The 21,891-nt window shown below is 64.7% G+C and carries 20 protein-coding genes; 6 read left to right on the forward strand and 14 right to left on the reverse strand.

Going from position 1 to position 21,891, the window contains the following annotated elements; all coding sequences use genetic code 11:
- Window positions 1-469: 469 nt before the first annotated feature.
- Genes tsaD through F562_RS0100665 form a run of 7 tightly spaced genes read right to left on the reverse strand, consistent with a single transcriptional unit; the run spans window position 470 to window position 7,035 of the window.
- Window positions 470-1,519: a tRNA (adenosine(37)-N6)-threonylcarbamoyltransferase complex transferase subunit TsaD gene (tsaD, locus tag F562_RS0100635; RefSeq protein ID WP_026180884.1), complete on the reverse strand. Its 1,050-nt coding sequence runs from the start codon at window positions 1,517-1,519 to the stop codon at window positions 470-472.
- Window positions 1,520-1,542: 23 nt separating this feature from the next.
- Entirely contained in the window at window positions 1,543-1,989 is a 447-nt protein-coding gene (rimI, locus tag F562_RS0100640) for a ribosomal protein S18-alanine N-acetyltransferase (RefSeq protein ID WP_156822448.1), read from the reverse strand.
- Window positions 1,986-2,633 carry a tRNA (adenosine(37)-N6)-threonylcarbamoyltransferase complex dimerization subunit type 1 TsaB gene (tsaB, locus tag F562_RS0100645; protein ID WP_018154983.1) on the reverse strand — a complete coding sequence of 216 codons (648 nt, stop codon included), beginning with the start codon at window positions 2,631-2,633 and terminating at the stop codon, window positions 1,986-1,988. The genes rimI and tsaB overlap by 4 nt, the downstream gene beginning before the upstream one ends.
- 9 nt (window positions 2,634-2,642) lie before the next feature.
- Entirely contained in the window at window positions 2,643-3,158 is a 516-nt protein-coding gene (gene tsaE / locus F562_RS0100650; RefSeq protein ID WP_018154984.1) for a tRNA (adenosine(37)-N6)-threonylcarbamoyltransferase complex ATPase subunit type 1 TsaE, read from the reverse strand.
- On the reverse strand, window positions 3,155-4,342 hold the full coding sequence (locus F562_RS0100655) for an alpha/beta fold hydrolase (protein WP_018154985.1): 1,188 nt from the start codon (window positions 4,340-4,342) through the stop codon (window positions 3,155-3,157). The genes tsaE and F562_RS0100655 overlap by 4 nt, the downstream gene beginning before the upstream one ends.
- Window positions 4,342-5,487, reverse strand: coding sequence for an alanine racemase (gene alr, locus F562_RS0100660; RefSeq protein ID WP_040385084.1), 1,146 nt, complete (start codon window positions 5,485-5,487; stop codon window positions 4,342-4,344). Before alr ends, F562_RS0100655 begins: the two co-directional genes overlap by 1 nt.
- An 18-nt stretch (window positions 5,488-5,505) precedes the next feature.
- The gene (locus tag F562_RS0100665) at window positions 5,506-7,035 is read right to left on the reverse strand and encodes a bifunctional ADP-dependent NAD(P)H-hydrate dehydratase/NAD(P)H-hydrate epimerase (protein WP_018154987.1); all 1,530 of its coding nucleotides are present in this window, start codon (window positions 7,033-7,035) and stop codon (window positions 5,506-5,508) included.
- Between the two features lie 126 nt (window positions 7,036-7,161).
- Here F562_RS0100665 and F562_RS21115 point away from each other — a divergent pair, with 126 nt between their 5' ends.
- Both F562_RS21115 and F562_RS21120 read left to right on the forward strand, forming a co-directional pair.
- On the forward strand, window positions 7,162-7,896 hold the full coding sequence (locus F562_RS21115) for a hypothetical protein (RefSeq protein ID WP_018154988.1): 735 nt from the start codon (window positions 7,162-7,164) through the stop codon (window positions 7,894-7,896).
- 5 nt (window positions 7,897-7,901) lie between these two features.
- Entirely contained in the window at window positions 7,902-8,585 is a 684-nt protein-coding gene (locus F562_RS21120; protein WP_245553591.1) for an HNH endonuclease signature motif containing protein, read from the forward strand.
- Between the two features lie 32 nt (window positions 8,586-8,617).
- Here the strand turns inward: F562_RS21120 and F562_RS0100680 are convergent, their stop codons facing one another.
- A complete protein-coding gene (locus F562_RS0100680) occupies window positions 8,618-8,971 on the reverse strand; it encodes a holo-ACP synthase (protein ID WP_018154990.1) in 354 nt (117 codons plus the stop codon).
- A gap of 9 nt (window positions 8,972-8,980) precedes the next feature.
- The gene (gene glmS / locus F562_RS0100685) at window positions 8,981-10,834 is read right to left on the reverse strand and encodes a glutamine--fructose-6-phosphate transaminase (isomerizing) (RefSeq protein ID WP_018154991.1); all 1,854 of its coding nucleotides are present in this window, start codon (window positions 10,832-10,834) and stop codon (window positions 8,981-8,983) included.
- Between the two features lie 66 nt (window positions 10,835-10,900).
- Between glmS and coaA the strand changes: the two genes are divergently transcribed.
- Window positions 10,901-11,878 carry a type I pantothenate kinase gene (gene coaA / locus F562_RS0100690; protein WP_018154992.1) on the forward strand — a complete coding sequence of 326 codons (978 nt, stop codon included), beginning with the start codon at window positions 10,901-10,903 and terminating at the stop codon, window positions 11,876-11,878.
- A 16-nt stretch (window positions 11,879-11,894) separates the two neighbouring features.
- Here coaA and F562_RS0100695 read toward each other — a convergent pair whose 3' ends face one another.
- Window positions 11,895-13,307 (reverse strand): class II fumarate hydratase, encoded by a 1,413-nt coding sequence (locus F562_RS0100695; protein WP_018154993.1) that lies wholly within the window; start codon window positions 13,305-13,307, stop codon window positions 11,895-11,897.
- A gap of 41 nt (window positions 13,308-13,348) precedes the next feature.
- Between F562_RS0100695 and F562_RS0100700 the strand changes: the two genes are divergently transcribed.
- Entirely contained in the window at window positions 13,349-13,678 is a 330-nt protein-coding gene (locus F562_RS0100700) for a hypothetical protein (protein ID WP_018154994.1), read from the forward strand.
- A 7-nt stretch (window positions 13,679-13,685) separates the two neighbouring features.
- On the opposite strand, the gene F562_RS0100705 is transcribed toward F562_RS0100700, so the two are convergent.
- The 4 genes from F562_RS0100705 to F562_RS0100720 form a co-directional block, all read right to left on the reverse strand.
- Window positions 13,686-15,308, reverse strand: coding sequence for a hypothetical protein (locus F562_RS0100705; RefSeq protein WP_018154995.1), 1,623 nt, complete (start codon window positions 15,306-15,308; stop codon window positions 13,686-13,688).
- 163 nt (window positions 15,309-15,471) lie between these two features.
- Window positions 15,472-16,707: an RNA 5'-3' helicase PhoH2 gene (phoH2, locus tag F562_RS17565; RefSeq protein ID WP_018154996.1), complete on the reverse strand. Its 1,236-nt coding sequence runs from the start codon at window positions 16,705-16,707 to the stop codon at window positions 15,472-15,474.
- A gap of 380 nt (window positions 16,708-17,087) precedes the next feature.
- Window positions 17,088-18,434, reverse strand: coding sequence for a 6-phospho-beta-glucosidase (locus tag F562_RS0100715; protein ID WP_040385089.1), 1,347 nt, complete (start codon window positions 18,432-18,434; stop codon window positions 17,088-17,090).
- The gene (locus tag F562_RS0100720; protein ID WP_026180888.1) at window positions 18,431-19,216 is read right to left on the reverse strand and encodes a DeoR/GlpR family DNA-binding transcription regulator; all 786 of its coding nucleotides are present in this window, start codon (window positions 19,214-19,216) and stop codon (window positions 18,431-18,433) included. Before F562_RS0100720 ends, F562_RS0100715 begins: the two co-directional genes overlap by 4 nt.
- A gap of 159 nt (window positions 19,217-19,375) precedes the next feature.
- Here F562_RS0100720 and F562_RS0100725 point away from each other — a divergent pair, with 159 nt between their 5' ends.
- Together F562_RS0100725 and F562_RS0100730 are read left to right on the forward strand one after the other, a co-directional pair.
- Window positions 19,376-20,479, forward strand: a complete 1,104-nt coding sequence (locus tag F562_RS0100725) for a carbohydrate kinase family protein (RefSeq protein WP_018154999.1) — start codon at window positions 19,376-19,378, stop codon at window positions 20,477-20,479.
- Between the two features lie 48 nt (window positions 20,480-20,527).
- The gene (locus F562_RS0100730) at window positions 20,528-21,886 is read left to right on the forward strand and encodes an extracellular solute-binding protein (protein WP_018155000.1); all 1,359 of its coding nucleotides are present in this window, start codon (window positions 20,528-20,530) and stop codon (window positions 21,884-21,886) included.
- Window positions 21,887-21,891: the final 5 nt, after the last annotated feature.

Genomic DNA, 21,891 nt, shown 5'->3' on the forward strand with positions numbered 1-21,891 from the left:
TGGGTTGTTCACTCATTGGTGCGATGTATCGCACCAATGAGTGAACAAACCGCCAGTCTGCCAACAACCCGCCAAGCGTGTGCGTCGACGACGGCGCGGCGCGCCAGCCCTAATCATCCCCCACTGCTAACCCCCTAACCCTCACAGACGCGGCCACATTAATAACATTCTCCACAACTCGCGCGACTTCAGGATCCACACTCTTTAAACGGATACGTTCGATTCGCTTGAGCACGTCTGTGAACGCAGAACTATCATCGACCGCGGAACCTTGACCGACTCCGCTGACGCCGATCGCGGTCCACCCTAAATCGCATGAATATCCACCCTCCCAAATTGGGAAAAGCATCTGCACAGTGGAATCGGCCTGCTTCACCCACTGTGACTTGTTGACAGATTGGTGTGATGTATCGCACCAGCCTGTCAATAACCCACCAGTGTGCCAACAACCCGCCGCCAGAAGCCTCGCCTACGTTGCCTGCAGCATCGTCACCGGCATCGAGGAATCCGCCGGAAGGGCCAAGTCCGAGGCGGGCAGCCCGCGCATGACCATCTGCGCACCGAGCGCGGCCACCATCGCGCCGTTGTCGGTGCATAGACGCGGTTGAGGCACACGGAGGTTGACGCCCGCCGCTGCGCACCGTTGCTCGGCCAGTGCGCGGAGCTGGCTGTTCGCCGTCACACCGCCGCCGATCTGCAGGTCGCCAATGCCGTACTCCTCGCACGCCAGGAGCGCCTTCTTGGTGAGCACATCGGCTACCGCCATGCTGAAGCTCGCCGCAACATCGGCGACGGGAACTGTTGCGCCTGAACGCTGTTGGGCCTCTACCCATCGGACCACTGCGGTCTTCAGGCCGGAGAACGAGTAGTCGTAGCGGTGCCGCTCCATGTCATGGCGGGCCGTCAGCCCACGGGGAAATGCGATCGCGGCAGGATCACCCTGACGCGCGGCCTTGTCGAGGTGGGGGCCGCCCGGGTAGGGCAGGCCGAGCACCCGGGCGACTTTGTCGTAGGCCTCCCCTGCCGCGTCATCGATCGTTCCACCGAGTTCTTGAACATCGGTCGCGATGTCACGCGCGATCAGCAGGTTGGTATGCCCGCCGGACACCAGCAGCGCGACTGTCGGTTCTGGCAACGGCCCGTGGTCCAGCACATCCGCGCAGACATGTGCCGCAAGGTGATTGACCCCATAGAGCGGCTTGTCCAGGCTCAGCGCCAATCCCTTGGCTGCCGCGACACCCACCATCAGAGCCCCTGCGAGCCCGGGCCCAGAGGTCACCGCGATCGCGTCGACGTCAGCGAGACGATGACCCGCCTCATCACACGCACGTTGAATCATCGGAACCATGGCCTCGAGGTGTGCCCGACTCGCGACTTCGGGGACGACCCCGCCAAAGCGCGCATGCTCATCGACGCTGCTCGCCAGGGCATCCCCCACCAGCGTGGTGCCGCGCACGAACGCGACGCCCGTTTCGTCACAGGAGGACTCGATCCCCAGCACGAGCGGTTCGTTAGTCATGGTTCGATCGTCCCCTAGTAAGTTCATCGCAACAACCGGCGCAGGACAAGTGCGTCCTCGCCTCCAGGTTGGTAGTAGCCGCGGCGCACACTGATGCGCTCAAACCCGTTGTGCTCGTACAGCGTTCGTGCCGCTTCGTTTGACTCGCGCACCTCAAGAATCAACGCGATGGCCCCGTCTTCGACGGCACGCTCGACCATCCACCGCAGGAGTTGACCGCCGAGACCCTGACCCTGAGCCCGCGGGCTGACCCCAATCGTCATGATGTCGGCGACATCGCCGCCAAGGTCCAGTCCTGCGTACGCCAGCGGATGGTCGTCACCGTCGGGGACGACCGCGTAGTCCCGCCGTGGACGCTCACGCAGTTCGGCCCACCAGGTGGCTGCGGACCAGGCATCGGCGCCGAACAGCTCGACATCCAGGCCGACCAGGACATCGATGTCAGTCCATCGCATGGGACGCATACTCATGGCCCACTCGGCCTCGGCTTGGCGTCGGGACGACGAAGGTAGAGCGGCTCGGTGTCCAGGAGTGCGCGTCCAGCAACGATCTCGGTATGCGCGAAGTCCGCGAGGGCGGCGGCGCTGACGTCACGCACAGTGATGGCGTGCGGCAAGGCGTCCGAGTACAACTCCGGTCCCCGCCCGGCGCAGGGCAGCGCGCGCACATCCTCAACAAGCTCGGCAGCACGCCCGACGTGCGGGCCGTCGGTCCGGCGACCATCACGATAGGTAGCCCAGTAGACCTCCTTGCGACGCGCATCTGTTGCCACCAGGAACTCAGCTGGCGAGGCGGCCTCGCCCGCAGCGACCTCGGCAGCGATCGCGTCCAGGCTGCACACCCCATGCACCGGTATGCCCAAGGCCAGGCCCATCGTTCGCGCGGTCACGATGCCGACCCGCAGACCGGTGAACGGGCCAGGCCCCACACCGACGGCGATCGCCGACAAGTCAGCGGCGGCAATTCCGGCTGCTGCCAACGTGTCTCTGATGATGGGCGCGAGTGTTTCGGTATGCCTGCGGTGGTCCAGCACACTGCGCTCGGCACGCACGGTGGCCCCGTCATGGACGGCAGCGGTCACGGCAGACGTGGCGGTATCGAGAGCAAGCAGCACGGCGGCAGGCTACGTGAGTGCGCTGACCTGAGGCCAGGCCGCTGCCCAGCGGACCCCGTGGCCGCGAGCGGTCACGGTACGTGGGGTCTCGTCGGGGGCCCCTGGGTCGACCGACTCCGCGTCGCCGTCATCTCGGTCCAGGAGGATCTCCAGGTAGTCCTCACTCAATGCCTCCGCAAGACCGGCGCCCCACTCCACCACGGTCACCGCCGAGCCGAGTTCGGCGTCCAAGTCGAGATCGTCCAGTTCGTCCGCGCCGCCCAGGCGGTAGGCATCAACGTGCACCAGCGGTGGCCCGCCGACCTCGCTGGGGTGCTCCCGGGCGACCACAAAGGTCGGCGACGTGATCGGCCCGCGCACTCCAAGTCCCACCGCGAGGCCCTGAGTGAAGGTCGTCTTGCCGGCGCCCAGGCCGCCGGTGAGGACCAACAGATCTCCCGGCTGCAGCAGCCTGCCCAAAGCGGTGGCGATGCGTTGCGTCGCAGCAGCGGTAGCCGCCTGCCACTGGACCTCAACCGCCCTCATCGGCTCGGCTTTGCCGAGGTCGCCTTGCCTCGACGACGTGACCGTACCGCGACGGTCGTTCGTCGCTTGGCCGACATATCAGTCACCGTCTTGCGTACCCGGGTCCGGCGGCGCGGACGGTTGATCGCCCGTCGAGCGCGTGCCAAGAGGTCGAGCAGCTGGTCATTGACCAGGTCGGGATATTCCACGAGCAACATATGCCCGGCGTCATCGACCACAACATGCTCGGCGCCCGGAATCGCCGCCACGATGCTCTCCGAATGCCGGGCCGGCGTGATTTTGTCATCGCTACCAACCAGCACCAACGTCTCGATGCCGTCGAATGCTGCGAGGGAGAGGTGCTGGTCATGCTTGCTCAGGTCCCCCAGGAACGCGCTGAGCACGGAAATCTTGGTTCCGAACACCATCTGGCCGGTGAACCGCACCACCGACATCGGTACGTGCGAACCGAACGAGAAGTGGTGCACCATCAGGGATTCCACGTCACGACCGGCCTTCAGCAAGACCGCCAGGACAGCCTCTCGCCCCGCTAGACGCCCCACTGCGCCCGGGCCGACTCGGTGCAGCACCGCGCCGATCGGATGCCCCAGACCGAAGTGCACATCGTGCATGTCGCCCGGGCTGGTCGACACAAAACCGACACCAATCACCCTGTCCCGTATGACTTTTGGAAATTGTCCAGCAAAACTCATCAGGGTCATACCGCCCATAGAGTGACCGATCAGCACGAGCGGTCCCGTGGGGACGACCTGTTCGATGACCTCCGCAAGGTCGCGGCCGAGCTGCCCCACGGTGTACGACTCTGGCTCGCCTTCTTCAGATCGACCGTGGCCGCGCAGGTCGAGCAGCACCACGCGGTAGCCCGCCTCGCGCAGTGCCCGCCGCTGAAAAACCCAGGATTCCAGCGTGAGCGCGAACCCGTGGACCAAGATGACGGTCGGCGCCGGGTCATGGTCAACGGTCGGCGCAGCACCACGCGGCTCGTCGATCTCGACATGCAAGGGGACACCGTCCCGGGCAATCACGGCGAGCTCCTGGTCGGCGCTCTCGTGGAAATCATCTTCCCGGCCAAGTCGCACCGCGGCCTGTCGGTCAGTCCACAGTCGATCGGCCGCAACGCCGATTGCCGCACCCGCTGTTGTCGCGAGAACGCTTGTGCCCCAGCCGAGTACGCCGCCTGCCATTAGCTCACGCACTCCTCGCCGAGATAGGTCCTGGGAAGTCGGCCGCTCATCCGCGTCACGATCTCATAGGAGATCGTTCCTGCCGCGTCGGCCCAGTCCTGCGCGGTGGGCTCACCGCCCTCTCCAGAACCAAACAACACCACCCGATCCCCGGCAGCGACCTCAAGATCACCGACATCGACGACGAACTGGTCCATACACACGCGTCCGGCAACCGTAAAACGCTGGCCGCCGATCTGCACCGGGCCTGTTCCGGACGCATGCCGGAAGATCCCGTCCGCGTAGCCCATCGGCACATCGACCAGCGTGCTCTCTTGGTTCGTCACGTAGGTATGGCCGTAACTCACACCCTGACCTGCCGGAACCCGTTTCACCACAGTCAAATCCGCCTCGACACGCATGGCAGGGCGCAACCCGAAGTGCTCGGCGTCGCCGACCTCAGGAGCTGGCGATAGCCCGTAGATGGACAACCCCGGACGCACGAGATCCCAGGCCGCGCTCGGGCGAGTCAAGGTTGCGGCTGAGTTAGCCATGTGGCGCACTTCAGGCTTAAGACCGGCAGCCTCAGCGCGGCGTACGCACTCGGTGAATACCTGTTCCTGGGCGGGCAAACTCGGGTGGTCGGGCACGTCGGCGCACGCCAGATGAGTGAACAGACCGACCACGCGGATGCTGCCCTCGGCCTCGGCCCGCACGGCCGCAGTGACCAGTTCGTCCCAATCGGCGCCGTACGCACCATTTCGCCCCATCCCGGTGTCTGCCTTGAGGTGAACTCTGGCCGTTATTCCGATCTGTCGAGCGGCCCGGGCGACCTCGTCCAACTCCCAAACGGCGGGAATCCCAAGGTCGATACCTTCTCGGATCGCGGGGTCAAAATCAGTTCCTGGAACATGCAGCCAAGTCAACAATGGAGCGCTGATTCCCGCGGCACGCAGGGCGAGTGCTTCTGCCATCTGGGCCATACCAAGCCAGGTAGCGCCACCCTTCAGCGCAGCACGAGCTGACGGCACGAGTCCGTGCCCGTATGCATCGCCTTTCACCACCGCCATGACCTGGGCGCCGGGGGCACAGTCCTTCAACCGGGCCACATTGGAACTGATCGCCTCGAGGTCAACGGTGACCCAGGCGGGTCGTTGAACGCTCATCGAAGACCAGTGTTCCACCTACGGCTGCGGATCGGCTGGAAGGTCCACCTCTGTCAGGAGGTGGGCGATCGTGCGCCCCAATTCGTGTGCCACGTCGAGGGCGCGTACCGGACCACCTGGATTCGCCCGGCGCCCGGCCAGCCCATGCACCGCGGCAGCGACCGATCCCGCATCAAGCGGGCTGAGACCACACGCGAGGAGCGTCCCGGCCAGGCCCGCGAGAACATCGCCCGAGCCTGCCGTCGCCAACCATGGCGGGCCATCGGCCTGAGAGCGCATGGGAAGTCCCGAGGCGGTCGGCGGCACAACGACGGTGACCGCGCCCTTGACCAAGACCGTCGCCTCCAGCTTGTCGGCAACGGCCCGTGCGACCACGACGGGGTGGGCGCGTACCACGTCCTCCCAGGTGCCATTAGAACCGCCGGCCCTCGGAAGACCCCGAATCCGAAGGCGTTTCGCGAGGCGAGCCAACTCGCCGATGTGCGGGGTGAGCAGAGTCGGCGCCCGCCGGACTCCTGAGATGAGGTCCAACGCACCGGCATCGACCACGGCAGGAACGTCCTCCGTCAGCGCCGCGAGCACCGCCCGCTGCTGGGCGCGCCCCGACGACGTCCGATCGTCGGCGGCGATTCCAGGTCCGATGACATGGGCTTGGACTCGCCCAGCGCCCATCACCGCCTCGGGAACTGCGTGCTGGACCAGCCCGGTCGGGGTTGGGGGGCCGACATAACGCATCATGCCGACGCCACTGGAGACCGCGGCGGTCGCCGTCAGCACGGCCGCGCCGGGGTATCGCTCGCTGCCTGCCAGAACCCCGAGCACGCCCCGTCGATATTTGTCATCAAAGGGCCCAGGGACGGGCCAGCGCTGCGCCAGGTCAGAAAGGGTGAGCCGCTCCACCACGGGTCGAGTCGGCTCCTCCACTCCAATGTCGACGACCGTCAGGAGGCCGGTAGCAGGCTCTCCGGCGGGCAACAGGTGGACCGGCTTGGCCATGCCGAACGTCACGGTCTCGTCGGCATACAGGCACTCCCCTGACTCCTCGCCGGCCGGGTCCGTTCCCGACGGCAGGTCGACCGCAATGACATAGGCGTCGTCGGGTAGCCAATCTCGCAGTCGCGCAACGGAACTCGACAGGCCTGGACGACCACCGATTCCCGTGACGCCGTCGAGAACGACGCCGGCAGAGGTCAGCCAGCCCAGTACACCGTCGTCGTCCGGCATCAGCACAGTGGCACCCTCGCCCTCCGCCGCTGCTCTGGCTTTCTCGTGTACGCGGTCGGCCACCTGCACGATGCCGACTTCGCATCCGTCGGCGGCCAGATGGGCGCACGCATACAAGGCGTCGCCGCCATTATCCCCTGCCCCCACCAGCGCGACCACTCGTGACGACTCCTGTGAGTCTGCGGATTGGCGGTGCTCAAGGCGGGCGGTGACCACCTCCGCCAGGCCTCGGGCCGCCCGCTGCATCAACTCACCGGCGGGCAAATCCTCCATCGCGCGGGCTTCCGCGCGCCGAACGCCTGCAATGCCGTACGCACGAATCATGCGCCCATTATTGACGCCGCGCCACGGGTGGGGTGATGAGGGCAGGAGGCTTGTCGGTGGTCGGGTTTAACGTGAGTAGTAGTTCGAACGTTTGTTCGATAAACAGGTGGTGGGGAGGTGGCGGTGATGTCGGTGGGTGTTCCGTTGTTAGCGGATGCGTGGCCCTTGCCGGTGGGTGGGGCGACTGATGGTGTCGGTCTTGGCGACCCCGACGGTGGTGCGGCGTTGAGCCTGCCTGAGTGTGCTGGTCGAGTGCGCGCCGCCCTTGAGGTGTTGCCTCGGATTACCTCGGTGCGGCATCAGGCCAGCAGCGTGGAGTTGGCGGCATTGACCCAGGAGGTGTTGGCGGTGCTGCAGCTGGCCGAGTCCGCAGCAGTCGGCTTGGTCGCTGAAGCAATACAGCGGGGCGTGATCGATGAGTCGACCGCTGCCGGAGCAACACAGTGGGTATCCCGCCTGGCATCTGGTGAACCAATCGGGCGCCTGCTTCCTGATGCGGTGCACCCTGCGCGTCGTGAACCGGCACGGGTTGATCTGCCGGGGGTGGAGCCAGTGGTCGCCGCACGAATCGCGAAGGTCGCGGCCGCGTGTACCCAGCCTCAGAACGAGGTGCTGGTCACCGCGCTGAGGACCTGCCAGGTCGGGGTTGCCGCAGCGAGTACCGCGCTCGTCGAGGTCGAAAAGATCATGCCCGTGCTGCCGGGCAGCACCCGCGATGAGGTGTTCGGGTACTTCCTCGCGTTACCAGCAGGGTCAGGGTCGAGGGCGATCCGTGAACTGGGCAAGCGAGTGATCGCCACGTTCGCGGACCAGGACTATCTGGATGACGCGGACGCAAACTCGATGCGGCCGAAACGGTGACGTGGATGGACCTTCCGAACGGGATGACACGACTGGTAGCCGACCTGGGCCCGTTGCATGCTGCGCAGGTCAGGCACGCGATCGACGCGCTGTCAGCGCCCGCTCCAGGCAACACCTGTTGCGGCGAGGTGTTTCACCGTCACTACGGCGGGGAACGCACCGGGAACCCGGACGATCGGACACCAGGCAAACGCCGCGCTGATGCGTTCATGCTCCTGGTGACCCGCGGCGCTGACCAGATTGATACTGACGGGGCCGTGGTCAGCAGCGGCCAAGCGAAACTGGTCGTCACCATCGACCACGACGTCCTCACCGGCCACACACCCGGGTTCGGGCGTACTGAGGCGGGAACGTCATTGAGCCCCCATCACATTCGACAACTCGCGTGCGACGCGGACATCCTCCCCATGATCCTGGGATCCGACAGCGAACCCTTAGACGTCGGCCGGAAACAACGACTCGTCACCGGCGGGCTACGCGCCGCGGTCATCGAACGAGACCGCCATTGCACCTACCCCGGATGCGCAAGGCCACCCAGCTGGTGCCACGTCCACCACATCATGCCCTGGCACAACGGCGGCGAAACCTCACTCACCAACTCAGCCCTGCTATGCCAAACCCACCACACCACCGTCCACCGCGAGAAACACACCGCGACCGTCAGCCGATCCGGGGTCTCCAGGGACTAACGGATCCCTAGGGGATCTATGTCCACTCGCGCTCAGTCCTCGGCGATGACGATGGCCGACGCGATGCCCGCGTCGTGGCTAATGGAGAGGTGCAGCCGGTTGATACCGAGTTCGCGGACGCGCGCCTCGACGGTGCCACGCACCTCCAACTCCGGCTTTCCCGACGGCTCACGACGCACTGTCACATCGGCCCAATGCAATCCGGCCGGCGCACCTAGGGCCTTGGCGAGCGCTTCCTTGGCGGCAAACCGAGCCGCCAAGGAGTTCATCGGGAGGGACGCTTCCGCCTCGGTAAAGACGCGCTCCCGCAATCTGGGCGTGCGCTCCAAGGATTGTTCAAAGCGGCCGACATCGACCACGTCGATGCCCACCCCGATGACTGCCACCGTTCGGTCCTACTCGACCGTGACGGACTTGGCGAGGTTACGCGGCTGGTCGACGTCCAGGCCCTTGCCCGTCGACAACTCCAGCGCGAAGACCTGCAGCGGCACCACCGTCAGCAACGGCGCCAACATGGTCGAGGTGCTCGGGACGTAGATCACTTCGTCGGCAAACGGCTGCACCGAGTCGTCGCCCTCTTCGGCGATGACCAAGGTGCGCGCACCACGGGCGCGGATCTCCTGAATATTGGAGACCACCTTGCCGTGCAGACCGTGCGGAGTGTCCGGGCTTGGCACCACGATGAAGACCGGCTGCCCCGGCTCGATCAGGGCAATCGGGCCGTGCTTAAGTTCGCCCGCCGCAAAGCCTTCGGCGTGAATGTAGGCGAGCTCCTTGAGTTTGAGCGCACCCTCCATGGCGATCGGATAGCCCACGTTCCGGCCGAGGAAGAGCACTGAACGTGTGTCGACCATGAAGCGAGCGATCTCCCGGACTCGGTCCATCCCTCCAAGGACCGCCTCGATCTTCGCCGGTATACCGTGCAGCTCGGCCAGGACCTCTTGGGCGTCGTCGGCGTAGGTCTGCCCGCGCAACTGCGTGAGATAGAGGCCCAGCACATAACTAGCGGTGATTTGCGCGAGGAAGGCCTTGGTGGAGGCGACCGCGATTTCCGGGCCAGCGTGCGTATAGAGCACAGCATCTGATTCGCGCGGAATGGTGGACCCGTGAGTGTTGCAGATGGAGATGGTCAGCGCGCCGAGTTCTCGGGCGTGCTTGACCGCCATCAGGGTGTCCATCGTCTCGCCCGACTGACTAATCGAGACGACCAAGGTGCGCTCATCAATGATCGGGTCGCAATAGCGGAACTCGTGCGCCAGCGCGACCTCAACCGGGATCCGCGTCCAGTGCTCGATCGCGTACTTCGCGACCATTCCGGCGTAGGCCGCCGTTCCGCAGGCCACAAACACAATGCGACTCACGTCCTGGAGGCGCTCTTCGGAGATCCGCAGTTCGTCAAGCGTCAGGCGCCCCTCGGCGTCGGTACGACCCAAGAGAGTGTCGCCGACAGCCTGCGGCTGCTCGTTGATCTCCTTCTCCATGAAGGTGTCGTAGCCACCCTTTTCCGCGGCCGCCGCGTCCCAGTCGACGTGGTAACGCTTGCCTTCGGCGGGGCTGCCATCGAAGTTGATCACCGTCGCGCCCTCCGGCGTGATGGTGACGATCTGATCCTGTTCGAGTTCCATGGCTTCGCGGGTGTAGCCGATGAACGCGGCGACGTCCGAGCCGAGGAAGTTCTCGCCTTCGCCAAGGCCCACGACAAGCGGGCTGTTGCGCCGGGCTCCCACCACGACGCCGGGCTGGTCACTGTGCACCGCGAGCAGGGTGAAGGCGCCCTCAAGGCGCTCCACGACCCGCTGCATAGTCCGAGTCAAGTCACCGTCGAAGGCTCGCGCGAGCAGGTGCGCCACGACCTCGGTGTCGGTCTCGCTTTCGAAGACGACACCCTCAGCGGCAAGTTCGCCTCGCAGCGCGTGGAAGTTCTCAATGATCCCGTTATGGATGAGGGCAAATTTGTCGTCAGTTCCACCCCGGTGCGGGTGCGCATTCTCGTCAGTGGGGCCCCCATGGGTGGCCCAGCGCGTATGACCTATACCCGTCGAGGATCCAGAAAGTGGACGCGCGCCGAGCTCGTCGCGCAGATTCGCGAGCTTGCCAGCCTTCTTCGCAGTGACCACCCGATCACCGCCGACCAGCGCCACCCCAGCTGAGTCATATCCCCGATACTCCAGGCGAGCCAGGCCCTCCATGACAACGTTCAAAGCTCGCTCATCGGCGTTCGCGCCGACGTAGCCGACAATTCCACACATGTGCGGAAGCCTAAGCGTTCTCTAGCCAAGAGCACGCATCGTGTCATTCCGAGACACAATGACCCGGTGACCGCTTCGACGTCGACCACCGCACTGGGCCGTGCGCCTGCCCCCAAATCGCCGTACGTCAGCCTCGATCGAGATGCCTGGGCCCGGTTACGCCAGCAGCATCCGATGCGGCTGGACTCCGACGATTTGCAGCGACTGTCTGGGCTCAATGAGCCGATTGACCTCACCGAGGTCGAAGAGATCTACCTACCCCTGTCGCGACTCCTCAGCTTCTATGTCGCCGCGACCGCGGGCCTGCACCAAGTCACCTCCGACTTCCTCGGCGAACGACCGGCCAAGACACCGTTCGTCATCGGTGTCGCAGGATCGGTGGCAGTCGGTAAGTCAACGACTGCTCGACTGCTCCGTGAATTGCTCGCCCGATGGGATGACACCCCTCGCGTTGACCTGATCACGACCGACGGCTTCCTCTTTCCGAATGCCGAGCTCGAACGGCGAGGCTTGTTGCAGCGCAAGGGTTTTCCCGAAGCGTACGACCGGCGCGCTCTGGTCCGATTTGTCTCCGAGGTGAAGTCGGGCAAGCCAGAAGTCACCGCGCCCGTCTACTCCCACCTGGTCTACGACATCGTGCCCGATGAGCACATCGTGGTGCGCAGGCCTGATGTCCTCATCGTCGAAGGACTCAACGTCCTGCAGCAGCCGGTCGTGACCCCAGAGCGTAGGTCGCCGCTCGCCCTGTCGGATTTCTTCGATTTCTCCATTTACGTCGATGCTCGCGAGGCCGACATTCGCAACTGGTACGTCGACCGCTTCCTCACCTTGCGGCAGACAGCATTCGCCGACCCGGAATCCTATTTCCACCGGTATGCCTCCCTGTCCGACGAGGAGGCCATCGACACCGCCTCCGGGATTTGGGAACGCATTAACCACCCCAATCTGGCGCAGAACATCGTGCCCACGCGCAGCCGGGCCAGCCTGGTGATGCGCAAGGACGCCCAGCACGCGGTCCACCAGGTTCTCTTGCGCAAACTGTGATCAGCGTCCCGGGCTGTTAGGCCGGTTCAGGCCTGCCAGCGCGAGCCATTGATAACACGTCCAGGGCATCGTCCAGCTCCGCCTCGGTCAGGTCACCACGTTCGAGATGCCCTCGCTCAATGACCACTTCGCGGATGGTCTTCCCTTCAGCCACCGCCTGTTTAGCCACGGCGGCCGCCGCCTCGTAGCCGATCTTGGCGTTCAGAGCGGTGACGATGGCTGGGCTGCTCTCGGCGTACCGCCGGCACACCTCGACATTGGCCTGAAGTCCGTCGATACACCGGACCGCGAGCGCCGAACAGGCACCGCTAAGAAAGGTGACCTGCTCCAGCAGCGCCCGCCCCATGACGGGCAGCATGACGTTGAGTTCGAAGGCGCCACTGGCGCCTGCGGCAGTGATAGCCGCGTCATGACCAACAACTTGCGCACAGACCATGAGGGTGGCCTCAGGCAACACCGGATTAACCTTGCCGGGCATGATGCTCGACCCGGGTTGTAGGTCAGGCAACTGCAGTTCACCCAGTCCGGTCCGAGGCCCTGACCCCATCCACCGCAGGTCGTTGCAGATCTTGGTCAGCGATACCGCCAGCGTTCGCAAGGCCCCACTGAGCCCGACGACAGCGTCTTGACTACTTTGCGCCTCAAAGTGGTCCGTCGCTTCGCGCAGTGGAAGGCCCGTATCGGCGGCCAACTGCTCAATCACCCGCGCAGCAAACCCCGGCCGAGCGTTCAAGCCGGTTCCAGTGGCGGTACCCCCAAGCGGCAACTCGTGGATGTACGCCACCGCCTCGCCGATGCGCCGTCGCCCTAAGGCGACTTGCGCGGCATAGCCGGCGAACTCCTGGCCCAACGTCACCGGCACCGCGTCCATGAGGTGCGTACGCCCGGCCTTGACCACGTCCGCGAACTCAGCAGCCTTGTTCGATAAGGACGTCTGCAGGGCCGCAAGCGCAGGGTCGAGGTGTTCCGCGACGGCCACGGCTGCCGCGAGTCGCAGCGCGCTGGGAAAGGTGTCGTTGCTGGATTGCCCCGCATTGACATGATCGTTGGGGTGGGCTTCGACGCCAGCGCGCGACGCGAGATGGCTCAACACCTCGTTCACGTTCATATTGGTCGAGGTGCCGGACCCGGTCTGGAAGACATCGACGGGGAAATGCTCGTCGTGAGCGCCGTCGGCGACCGCCCGCCCAGCCTCGGCAATGGCCTGCGCCTGTTCCGTGGTCACGACGCCCAAGACGCCATTGACTTGTGCCGCTGCGGCTTTGATGCGGGCGAGCGCGTGCACGATCTCCTTGGGCACGACCTGGCCCGAGATCGGAAAATTCTCCGCAGCGCGGGCCGTTTGAGCGCCGTACAACGCATCGACCGGCACCTGGACGGCGCCCATGGAGTCGTGCTCGAGTCGAGTTGTCTGGGAAGTCTTGGTCATGTCTCCATGATGCGCCGGGATCAAGGAGCCACAATGGGTGCATGCACCTGCTCCGTCGACGACCCGTCGCGATCGCCTACTGGCTGGCTGCTTTTTTCCTCTCGGTATGGGTTGGGGTCCTCGTCTCCGGGTGGGCTAGCGATTCAGCGCAGACCACCGGACCAGACGGCGAACCCACCGCCAACGGCGTGCAAGTCGTCTATGGCCTGGTGGGGTTCATCCTCGGCCTGCTTGGCGTCGTGGCAGTCTTCGCCGCAATCTGGATGGTCCTCTGGGCCCGGGAGCGCAGGCGCCAGGACCCAGAGGACGACTGGGATGACAGCGAGATGGACGACCTCCTCGTGGACGAGGACGGCGAACCTCTCCACTGACCCAATCTCAGACTGGGCACTCCGTCAGGGCGCCTAGCAGGTAGGTGAACTTCGCATCCTGAACGATCGGGTCGGCGACCGGCTGATCCGGCAGTCCTGTCGCGAGCCGCCAGTTCGGGTTGGTGTTTGTACTCCAGACCCGGTCGGACTTAAAGACCCGGCCATCCGAGGCAATCGCAAACATCATCTGACCAAGACCTCCGCTGGTGCCATGGACATCGACGATGGTGGCGCCCTGCAGCAAGTCGGCCGAAGGAGTGACATCCCGGAAGGGAAAGATGCCCACGCTGGTGCCGGCGGCATACAACTTTCCGTCGGTCACGACGTGGACCATCTTGGTTGCTTTAGACCCTGTCGAGTCCGGAGTGATGAGCAGCTGCTTGTCGGCGAGTTGGCCTTGGAGAACGCCCGCGAGGTTGCGGTTCTGGGCGCCCTCTTGGGAGTACAACCCTCCGCTGGCATCGACGAACAAGATGGTCGATTGGCTGAATTCGCGGCTCGCGCTCTCGTGCGGAGCCGCGAATTTCACCAGCGGCGCCTCCCATTGGGCGAACGCGTTGCGGAAGTTCCGCAGCACCGTAGGACGGGCGCCGGACGTTGACTGCACGCTGTAGAGGTTTCCGTCCTGACCGATGACCGAGACCATCTCTGAGGCATTGCCCTGCGTGATGGTCCAGTCGACGAGCGGCGTCGGGAACCCGGTGATCTCCGACCAGGTTCCACGTTGCGGCCCGGAGAAGGGCGTCGACCACAGTTTCCCGTCGGAGGTCTCGACGTAGTACGTGCCGATGCCGTTGCTGGTCGCGATGTTGACCGGTGTTCCGGGTGGGTTCGGCAGCGCCTGCGCGATCGGTTCGGTCGTTCCCGTGGTGTTGGAGACAAAACTGGTCAGTTGTCCACCGGCCATGACCAAGCTGTTGCCTGAGATCTGGGAGGAACTGATGGTCATGTCGCTGAGGCTGCCGGTGAGAGGCGTTTCGTACCACTGGCGGCCGTTCCCGGCAGTCAGGCCGTTGTTCTGGGCCTCCCTGGCGGTGTAAATCTTGCCGTCGCTCATCTGGGCGTAGATCGCGCCGTCTGAGGCGTGGACGAACTCGAAGGACTCTCCCGCGGGCAGCCCCTCAGTCACCGTCGTGACGAAGTCGGTAGGTCGGAAGCCGTTGTTCCCGACATAGAGAACCTGTCCGCCTGCAGGGGCGACCACCTGGAGGGTCGCCGTCTCGCTTGCCTCGCCTGAGGTCGCGGTGATCGTGGCAGCGGTCGCCGAGATGGGGGCGGTGATCGCGGGAACTGCAACAGTGCCATCGGCGTCGGTCGGAAGCGTCTTGGTGTCAGTGCCGTCGCTGAACGTGAAACCGGCCGGGAGAGTGATCGTGACAGGAGTGCCGACTGGGGCAGGGTTTGCGCCATTTGTCACGGTGATCACGACGTCCGTGAGATCACCACATCCGTCGATGGTGTAACTCGGCTGGTCGAATTCCAGCGTGGGTTCGGGCGACGCCGCGGTTGCGGGAGAGGCTGCGGCCACTGCGATAGTGGGGATCGACCACGCGGTTCCGGCGACGAGAGTACGCCGTCCGATCGTCCGTCGAGAATGCTCAGATGGGCGTTCTGGGGTGGGGTGATTCATGGTTGGGGCCTCCATGGCATACGGATACGTGTCGGAGGCCGTGAGTCGGCTCAAACACCCCAAAACATGCACGACTCTTTGACCCCCGCCAGGCACGCTAACACCCGTGTAGGCGCCCGATCGAGGTCCACCGGTGAATTTTCTGGGTGCGGGCTGTCACTGACTATTCGTGCCCGGTTTCCTCTAAGAGATCCGTCACCAGAGCCGCGATCGGGCTGCGTTCGCTGCGGTGCAGCGTCACGTGACCGAACAGTGGATGACCCTTCAATTTCTCGATCACCGCCGCGATGCCATCGTGCCGCCCGACGCGCAGGTTGTCTCGCTGCGCCACGTCATGGGTGAGCACCACGCGCGAGTTCTGCCCGATACGAGACAGCACGGTTAGGAGCACGTTGCGCTCCAACGACTGCGCTTCGTCCACCACGACGAAGGCGTCATGAAGCGAGCGCCCGCGGATGTGGGTTAGTGGCAACACTTCCAGCAGGTTTCGCTCGATCACTTCCTCGACAACCTCTCGTGAGCAGACTGCGCCGAGGGTGTCGAAGACGGCCTGCGACCAGGGACCCATCTTGTCGTCCGACGTACCCGGCAGGTACCCCAACTCCTGCCCACCGACGGCGTAGAGCGGACGGAACACGATCACCTTCCGGTGCTGCCGCAACTCCATCACCGCCTCCAGGCCAGCGCACAGCGCGAGTGCCGACTTGCCCGTTCCGGCCCGACCGCCAAGAGACACGATGCCGACGTCCAGGTCGAGCAGCAGATCCAGCGCGATGCGTTGTTCTGCGCTACGCCCGTGCAAGCCGAAGGCATCCCGGTCCCCACGGACGAGGCGTACGGACTTGTCTGCCATGACACGCCCCAGTCCGCTGCCTCGGCCGCCGAGCATCACCACCCCGGTGTTGCAGGGCAGATCTGCCGCGCTGGGCAAGTCGACCCGGCCCGATTGATACAACGTGTCCAGGTCCTCGTCGGTCGCTTCGACTTCCTCGAGGCCCGTCCAACCAGAGTCAACGGCGAGTTCGGCTCGATATTCATCAGCCTTCAAACCCACCGCGGAGGCCTTGACCCGAAGCGGCAGATCCTTGGAGACGATCGTGACATCGAAGCCCTCGTTCGCAAGATTGCGCGCGACCGCGAGGATCCGAGTGTCGTTGTCCCCCAAGCGGAATCCGGCAGGTAGGGACGTGGGGTCGGTGTGATTGAGCTCGACTCGCAGGCTGCCGCCATCGCCCATGGGTACGGGCGCATCGAGTTGGCCGTGCTCGACCCTCAGGTCATCAAGGATTCGGAGCGCCTGCCGGGCGAAGTAACCCAGTTCGGCGTGATGGCGCTTGGCCTCGAGTTCGGTCACGACCACGATCGGAAGGACGACCTCATGCTCAGCAAACCGCGTCATTGCCCGCGGGTCAGACAGGAGAACTGAGGTATCCAGGACGAACGTCTGGACCGTCGATGCGGGCGACCGCGGTGCTGCCGCTGCGGGGCGAGAGGACTGCCGGGCTGTAGCCATGGTCAAACTCCTCGTCGTCGCAGCGCTCGCCGCGACGACCTACTCTCGGACGAGGTGCCGGGACCGGGCCCTTGCCATTCCAAGAGCCGGAACCGGCCCTTGGGTCCGGAGCTGAGTTCGCTCCATAACGTGGGCCTCCCGGTACGCCAGCGGGTGCTGTCGTACACGGCCGACGTTACGACGCTCGGCCCGCTTTACCCGGCAGATCTGACGCGACGCGCCGATCTTTCGCCGTGCGTTCGGGAGTCGTTCACCGGCGTACCGCGTCAACTGTGAAGCAGCGCGGCCGTGTCGTGGGAAGCAGTGCAGTACCCGTCGAGCAGGTTCCGCGCTGTCGTCACCGAATCGACCAGCGGGTGGTTTGCGAAGGCTGCCAGCGCGCGGTCGGCCGAGCCCTCTCGCACCGCCTGGATCACGAGCCGCTCGACGGCCTTGACCTGCTGCATCAAGCCCAGCATGGCGCCCTGCGGCGGCGCGATCGACACCGGTCGCGGCCCATTCTGGTCGACGGTGCACATCACTTCGACCGACGCATCCTCAGGAAGCTGCGGCACGGTCGCACCATTGCGAACATTCAGAATGAGCCGGGCCGGTTCGTCGTGAGCGATGGCACGCATCAACGCCAGGGCGACTCCTTCATAGCCACCGCTTTCCAGGTCCTCGGCGTCGCGCGCCTCATCGTCCGCGCGTGCCTCACGCATATAGGTGGCTTCGCGCTCGGCCCGGGCGTGATTCCACAGGTCCGACGCGCGCTCGGGGTCCCGCTCGGCCGCGCGGTAGAAGGCCTCTTGCTGGTCGCGCACGAACTCTCCGCGGGTCTGGTCGGCCGCGATGATCGCCGCGACCGCCTCCCGGTTGTAGTAGTAGTAGTAGAGGTATTCGTTGGGGATCGCGCCGAGCGTCGCCAACCACGCAGGGCCAAAGAGCCTCCCCTCCTCCAGGGTCATAAGGCGATCCGCATCTGCCAAGAGGTCAGGAAGCACATCCCTGCCGTCATGATTAAGCCCTCGAAGCCAGCCCAGGTGATTGAGTCCTACGTAGTCAATCTCCACCGACGCCTCGGCGTCTCGAAGACCCAGGGCCTGGATTGCCCTGCGCGCCAGGCCAATTGGCGAGTCACAAATTCCGATTACTCGATCACCCAGCACTCCCTGCATCGCCTCGGTGACGATCCCGGCCGGGTTCGTGAAGTTGATGACCCATGCCTGCGGTGCGCATCGAGCGACCCGTTCAGCGATGTCGAGCGCGACAGGCACGGTCCGCAATGCGTACGCCAACCCACCAGGCCCGGTCGTTTCCTGACCGAGGACGCCCAGGTCGAGCGCAACCCGCTCGTCAGCGATCCGCCCCGCAAGGCCGCCAACCCGGATCGCGGAAAACACGAAGTCCGCGCCGGTCAGCGCCTGATCCAGGTCAACGGTCTCGACGATGGTCGGCGCGTCGTCCACACCGTTGGCCATCTGACGAAGCACACCACTGATCACGGCGAGTCGCGCCGGGTCGGAGTCTTGCAACACGACCTGAGTCACCCGACCTGGGCCGCGATCGCGCAACAGGGCGCCGTACACCAGGGGGGTGCGAAAACCTCCGCCACCGAGCATCGCCAACTTCATCGACATACCACTTTCACTCCGGCCTCTTGGCAGGCACGGAGTGTTTCCGCGTCCGCCCCTTTATTAGTGACCAACATGTCCACTTGCTCCGGTCCGCAGACCTGATAGCTGCCCGTGCCGGGCAGCTTGCGCTGGTCTGCCAGCACCACGACTTCCCTGGCCGCAGCGAGCAACCGACGCTTGACGGGCACCTCGACGATCGTGGTGTCCATCACTCGTCCATCGGCATCAATTCCGCTGGTACCTAAGAAAACTCGGTCGAGAGCTACCTGACGCAACGCGTCTTCGGTCAGCATCCCCACTAAGGAGTGATAGGAGCGACGGACGACCCCGCCCAACAGAATGAGCTCGACAGTGGCGTCATCCCGCAGGACGTCCAGAACCGCCAAACTGTTCGTGACCACGGTGATCGGCCGACCACGCAGATGGCGAGCAACTGCTGCGGTGGTCGTCCCGATATCGAGCGCCACGACCTCCCCATCGAGGACCTGCTCAGCCGCGGCTGCAGCCACCACTTCCTTATCGGGGCGCTCCTCTTCGACGGCCTGATCGAAGGTCCGGTCTTCCTGGGCCTCCCATGCCTGCACTGGATGGGGTTGGAGGTGTTCCCTGGGTGCGGCGCCGCCATGTACCCGGGTCAAAGCGCCAGCAAGGTGGAGTTGCTGCAGGTCGCGCCGAACCGTCGAAGCGCTCACCTCGAGTGCGCGAGCCAGGTCTTCGACGCTCACGACATGGTGGGCGCGCAAGTGCTCCAGGATCTGCGCATGGCGTTGAACCTTCACGAACACACCCTAACCGGAATGCGCAAAATCGCGCATCTATGAGCATCATTCTTCGATCTATTGGCCGCGATCTCTTGCGTAGCGGCATCGACCGCGCAAGAATACGCATAATCACGCACTAAGGGCGTACTAGAAACACATCAGGAGTCTTGTTCGCACATGAGCACTTTTGACCCACTCGCGTCCCAGCGCGGCGGCGATGACCCAGAGTTCGACGTCTTCCTTCATGGCACCGTCTTTCTCGACATCATCTTTACCGGGCTACCCCAGATGCCCGAAGACGGTACGGAAGTGTGGGCTGACGGGATGGGCTCGTGCCCCGGCGGGATCGCCAACCTCGCGGTGGCCGCGGCCCGCCTAGGACTACGCACCTCTCTGGGCGCCGCCTTCGGCGACGATGACTACGGCCAGTTCTGTTGGCAATCTCTGCAAGACGAAGGCGTCGAACTCGCTCACTCCAAGCGCTATGCCGACTGGCACTCCCCCGTCACGGTGTCCTTAGCCAGCGATCACGACCGCCGCATGGTGACGCACGGCCATCAGCCCCACGAGGACGCCACGACGATGATCGGTACGGCACCGCGGGCTCGCGCACTTCTGCTCGACCTTTCACCGGATGAGCCCCTGGGCAAAGGCGACCCGGGCCGTGCCTGGGCCGATGGCGCCCGCGAAGCAGGGGCCAAGGTCTTCGCCGATGTCGGCTGGGACCAGTCGGGTCAGTGGAATCCAGCAGTCCTAGACGACCTCGCGCATTGCTACGCCTTCACACCCAACGCGGCAGAGGCCATGGCCTACACCCGCACGACCACGCCACAAGAGGCGCTTTATGCCATCGCCGATCGAGTCCCTCTCGCCGTCGTCACGAATGGTGCCGAAGGCGTTCTGGCCATCGATAGTGAAAGCGATGAGGAAGTCTCCATCCCTGCCCTGCGGGTCCCGGCGACTGACCCCACCGGGGCCGGTGATGTCTTCGGCGCCGCACTCCTCACCGGAACGCTCGCCGGCTGGCCGCTCTCCCACCGCTTGCAGTTCGCCGGCTTGTGCTCGGCATTGTCCGTTCAGCAGTTTGGTGGGTCCCTCGCGGCGCCCGGCTGGGGAGACATCGCCGACTGGTGGCACCACACCCGTGAACTGACCGATACCTCCTCGCACGCCCGGTCAGTACGCCGCCGCTACGCCTTTCTCGACGACCTCATCCCGCCCGCACCGGTCCACGCCACCCGCCGTGCCGCAGCCACCATTGCCCGGCTTTCTGACGCCTAGACCACATCCCCCTACCGCCCCGTCACCGCCACGTTCTCAGGAGTTCTCATGGTTACCGTTCCTCGCCGCTCAGTGCTCGCGCTCGGGGCCAGCGGGCTCACGCTGGCGGCCTGCGCTCCGGGTGGAGGTAGCGACCAGTCCTCCGGATCCGCGAAGCCCGCCGCAGACATCAACACCGATGCCAAGAGCCTCGGCAAAGTCACGCTCACCGTCTGGGACCAGGAGGTTCGCGGCGGTCAGAAGCAGCAGATGGAAACGCTCATCGGGCAGTTCGAGAAGAAGTACCCGAACATCAAGATCAAGCGAGTGTCCCGTTCCTTCGACGATCTCAGCAAGACTCTTCGTCTAGCCATGAATGGCGACAACGCTCCAGATGTGGTGCAGGCCAACAACACTCGCTCGCAGATGGGCAAGTTCGTCAAGGCAAAACAGATCGTGTCCCTGGACAACTACGCAAAGGCCTACGGCTGGGACGACCGGTTCTCCGACTCGATCAGGTCGGTGTCCTCGTACTCTCCGGACGCCACGACATTCGGCTCAGGTCAGCTCTACGGCGTACCGCAGGTCGGCGAGGTCGTGGGCATCTACTACAACGCCGACAAACTCAAGAAACTCGGCATCAAGGCACCGAAGACCTGGGCCGAATTCGACAAGGCACTCGCCACCGCGAAGTCCAAGGGAGAGGTCCCGCTGGCCTTCGGCAATCTTGAAAAATGGCCAGCGGCCCACGTGTTCGGGCTCCTGCAGGGTCGGTATACCGACGCCAAGGCCATTCGTACTCTCGGATTCGGCGAGAGCGGCGGTGATTGGGAGTCCGACAGCAATCTCAAGGCTGCGTCGGCGTTCCGTGACCTGGCGACCAAGGGCTACTTCGCCAAGGGGTTCAACGGGCAGGGATATGACCCTGCCTGGCAGGCGTTCAGTAAAGGCACTGGTGTCTTCCTCATCGCAGGCACCTGGCTCCAGGCCGACCTTGCGAAGGCGATGGGCGATGCGGTGCGCTTCACCCTGCCACCAGCACCCGAGGGCGGAGATATCCCGCTCGCCCCCGGCGGGACCGGGCTGCCCTTTGCGATCACCTCCAAGGCCAAGAAGCCGGATGCGGCGGCGGCGTACCTGGACTTCATCACTTCGCCCGAGGCGATGAAGATCCTGACCGACACCGGCAACCTCCCGGTGTCCGAGACCTCCAAGCAGAAGGCGCCCGACCGGCTGGCGACCGACGTCTTCGATGCGTTCTCCACCATCTCCACGGACGACGGTTTGCTCCCCTACCTCGACTGGGCCACACCCACGATGGGAGACACCATTGGCGCCGCCCTCCAGGGTCTTCTCGCCGGGAAGGCATCGGCGGAGGCAACGCTGAAGACGCTGGCAACGGACTACCAAGAATTCACCGCGAAATGAGCGTG

The sequence above is a fragment of the Demetria terragena DSM 11295 genome, from assembly GCF_000376825.1.
Lineage (GTDB): Bacteria > Actinomycetota > Actinomycetes > Actinomycetales > Dermatophilaceae > Demetria > Demetria terragena.

Coding starts and splice junctions, on each gene's coding strand:
- F562_RS0100700 (WP_018154994.1), top strand. CDS start 13,349: ATGCACCTGCTCCGTCGACGACCCGTCGCGATCGCCTACTGGCTGGCT.
- F562_RS0100665 (WP_018154987.1), bottom strand. CDS start 7,035: ATGATTCGTGCGTACGGCATTGCAGGCGTTCGGCGCGCGGAAGCCCGC.
- phoH2 (WP_018154996.1), bottom strand. CDS start 16,707: ATGACGCGGTTTGCTGAGCATGAGGTCGTCCTTCCGATCGTGGTCGTG.
- tsaD (WP_026180884.1), bottom strand. CDS start 1,519: ATGACTAACGAACCGCTCGTGCTGGGGATCGAGTCCTCCTGTGACGAA.
- rimI (WP_156822448.1), bottom strand. CDS start 1,989: ATGAGTATGCGTCCCATGCGATGGACTGACATCGATGTCCTGGTCGGC.
- F562_RS0100715 (WP_040385089.1), bottom strand. CDS start 18,434: ATGAAGTTGGCGATGCTCGGTGGCGGAGGTTTTCGCACCCCCCTGGTG.
- F562_RS21120 (WP_245553591.1), top strand. CDS start 7,902: ATGGACCTTCCGAACGGGATGACACGACTGGTAGCCGACCTGGGCCCG.
- F562_RS21115 (WP_018154988.1), top strand. CDS start 7,162: ATGTCGGTGGGTGTTCCGTTGTTAGCGGATGCGTGGCCCTTGCCGGTG.
- glmS (WP_018154991.1), bottom strand. CDS start 10,834: ATGTGTGGAATTGTCGGCTACGTCGGCGCGAACGCCGATGAGCGAGCT.
- alr (WP_040385084.1), bottom strand. CDS start 5,487: ATGAGCGTTCAACGACCCGCCTGGGTCACCGTTGACCTCGAGGCGATC.
- F562_RS0100705 (WP_018154995.1), bottom strand. CDS start 15,308: ATGAATCACCCCACCCCAGAACGCCCATCTGAGCATTCTCGACGGACG.
- tsaE (WP_018154984.1), bottom strand. CDS start 3,158: ATGAGGGCGGTTGAGGTCCAGTGGCAGGCGGCTACCGCTGCTGCGACG.
- F562_RS0100730 (WP_018155000.1), top strand. CDS start 20,528: ATGGTTACCGTTCCTCGCCGCTCAGTGCTCGCGCTCGGGGCCAGCGGG.
- F562_RS0100695 (WP_018154993.1), bottom strand. CDS start 13,307: ATGACCAAGACTTCCCAGACAACTCGACTCGAGCACGACTCCATGGGC.
- F562_RS0100655 (WP_018154985.1), bottom strand. CDS start 4,342: ATGGCAGGCGGCGTACTCGGCTGGGGCACAAGCGTTCTCGCGACAACA.
- F562_RS0100725 (WP_018154999.1), top strand. CDS start 19,376: ATGAGCACTTTTGACCCACTCGCGTCCCAGCGCGGCGGCGATGACCCA.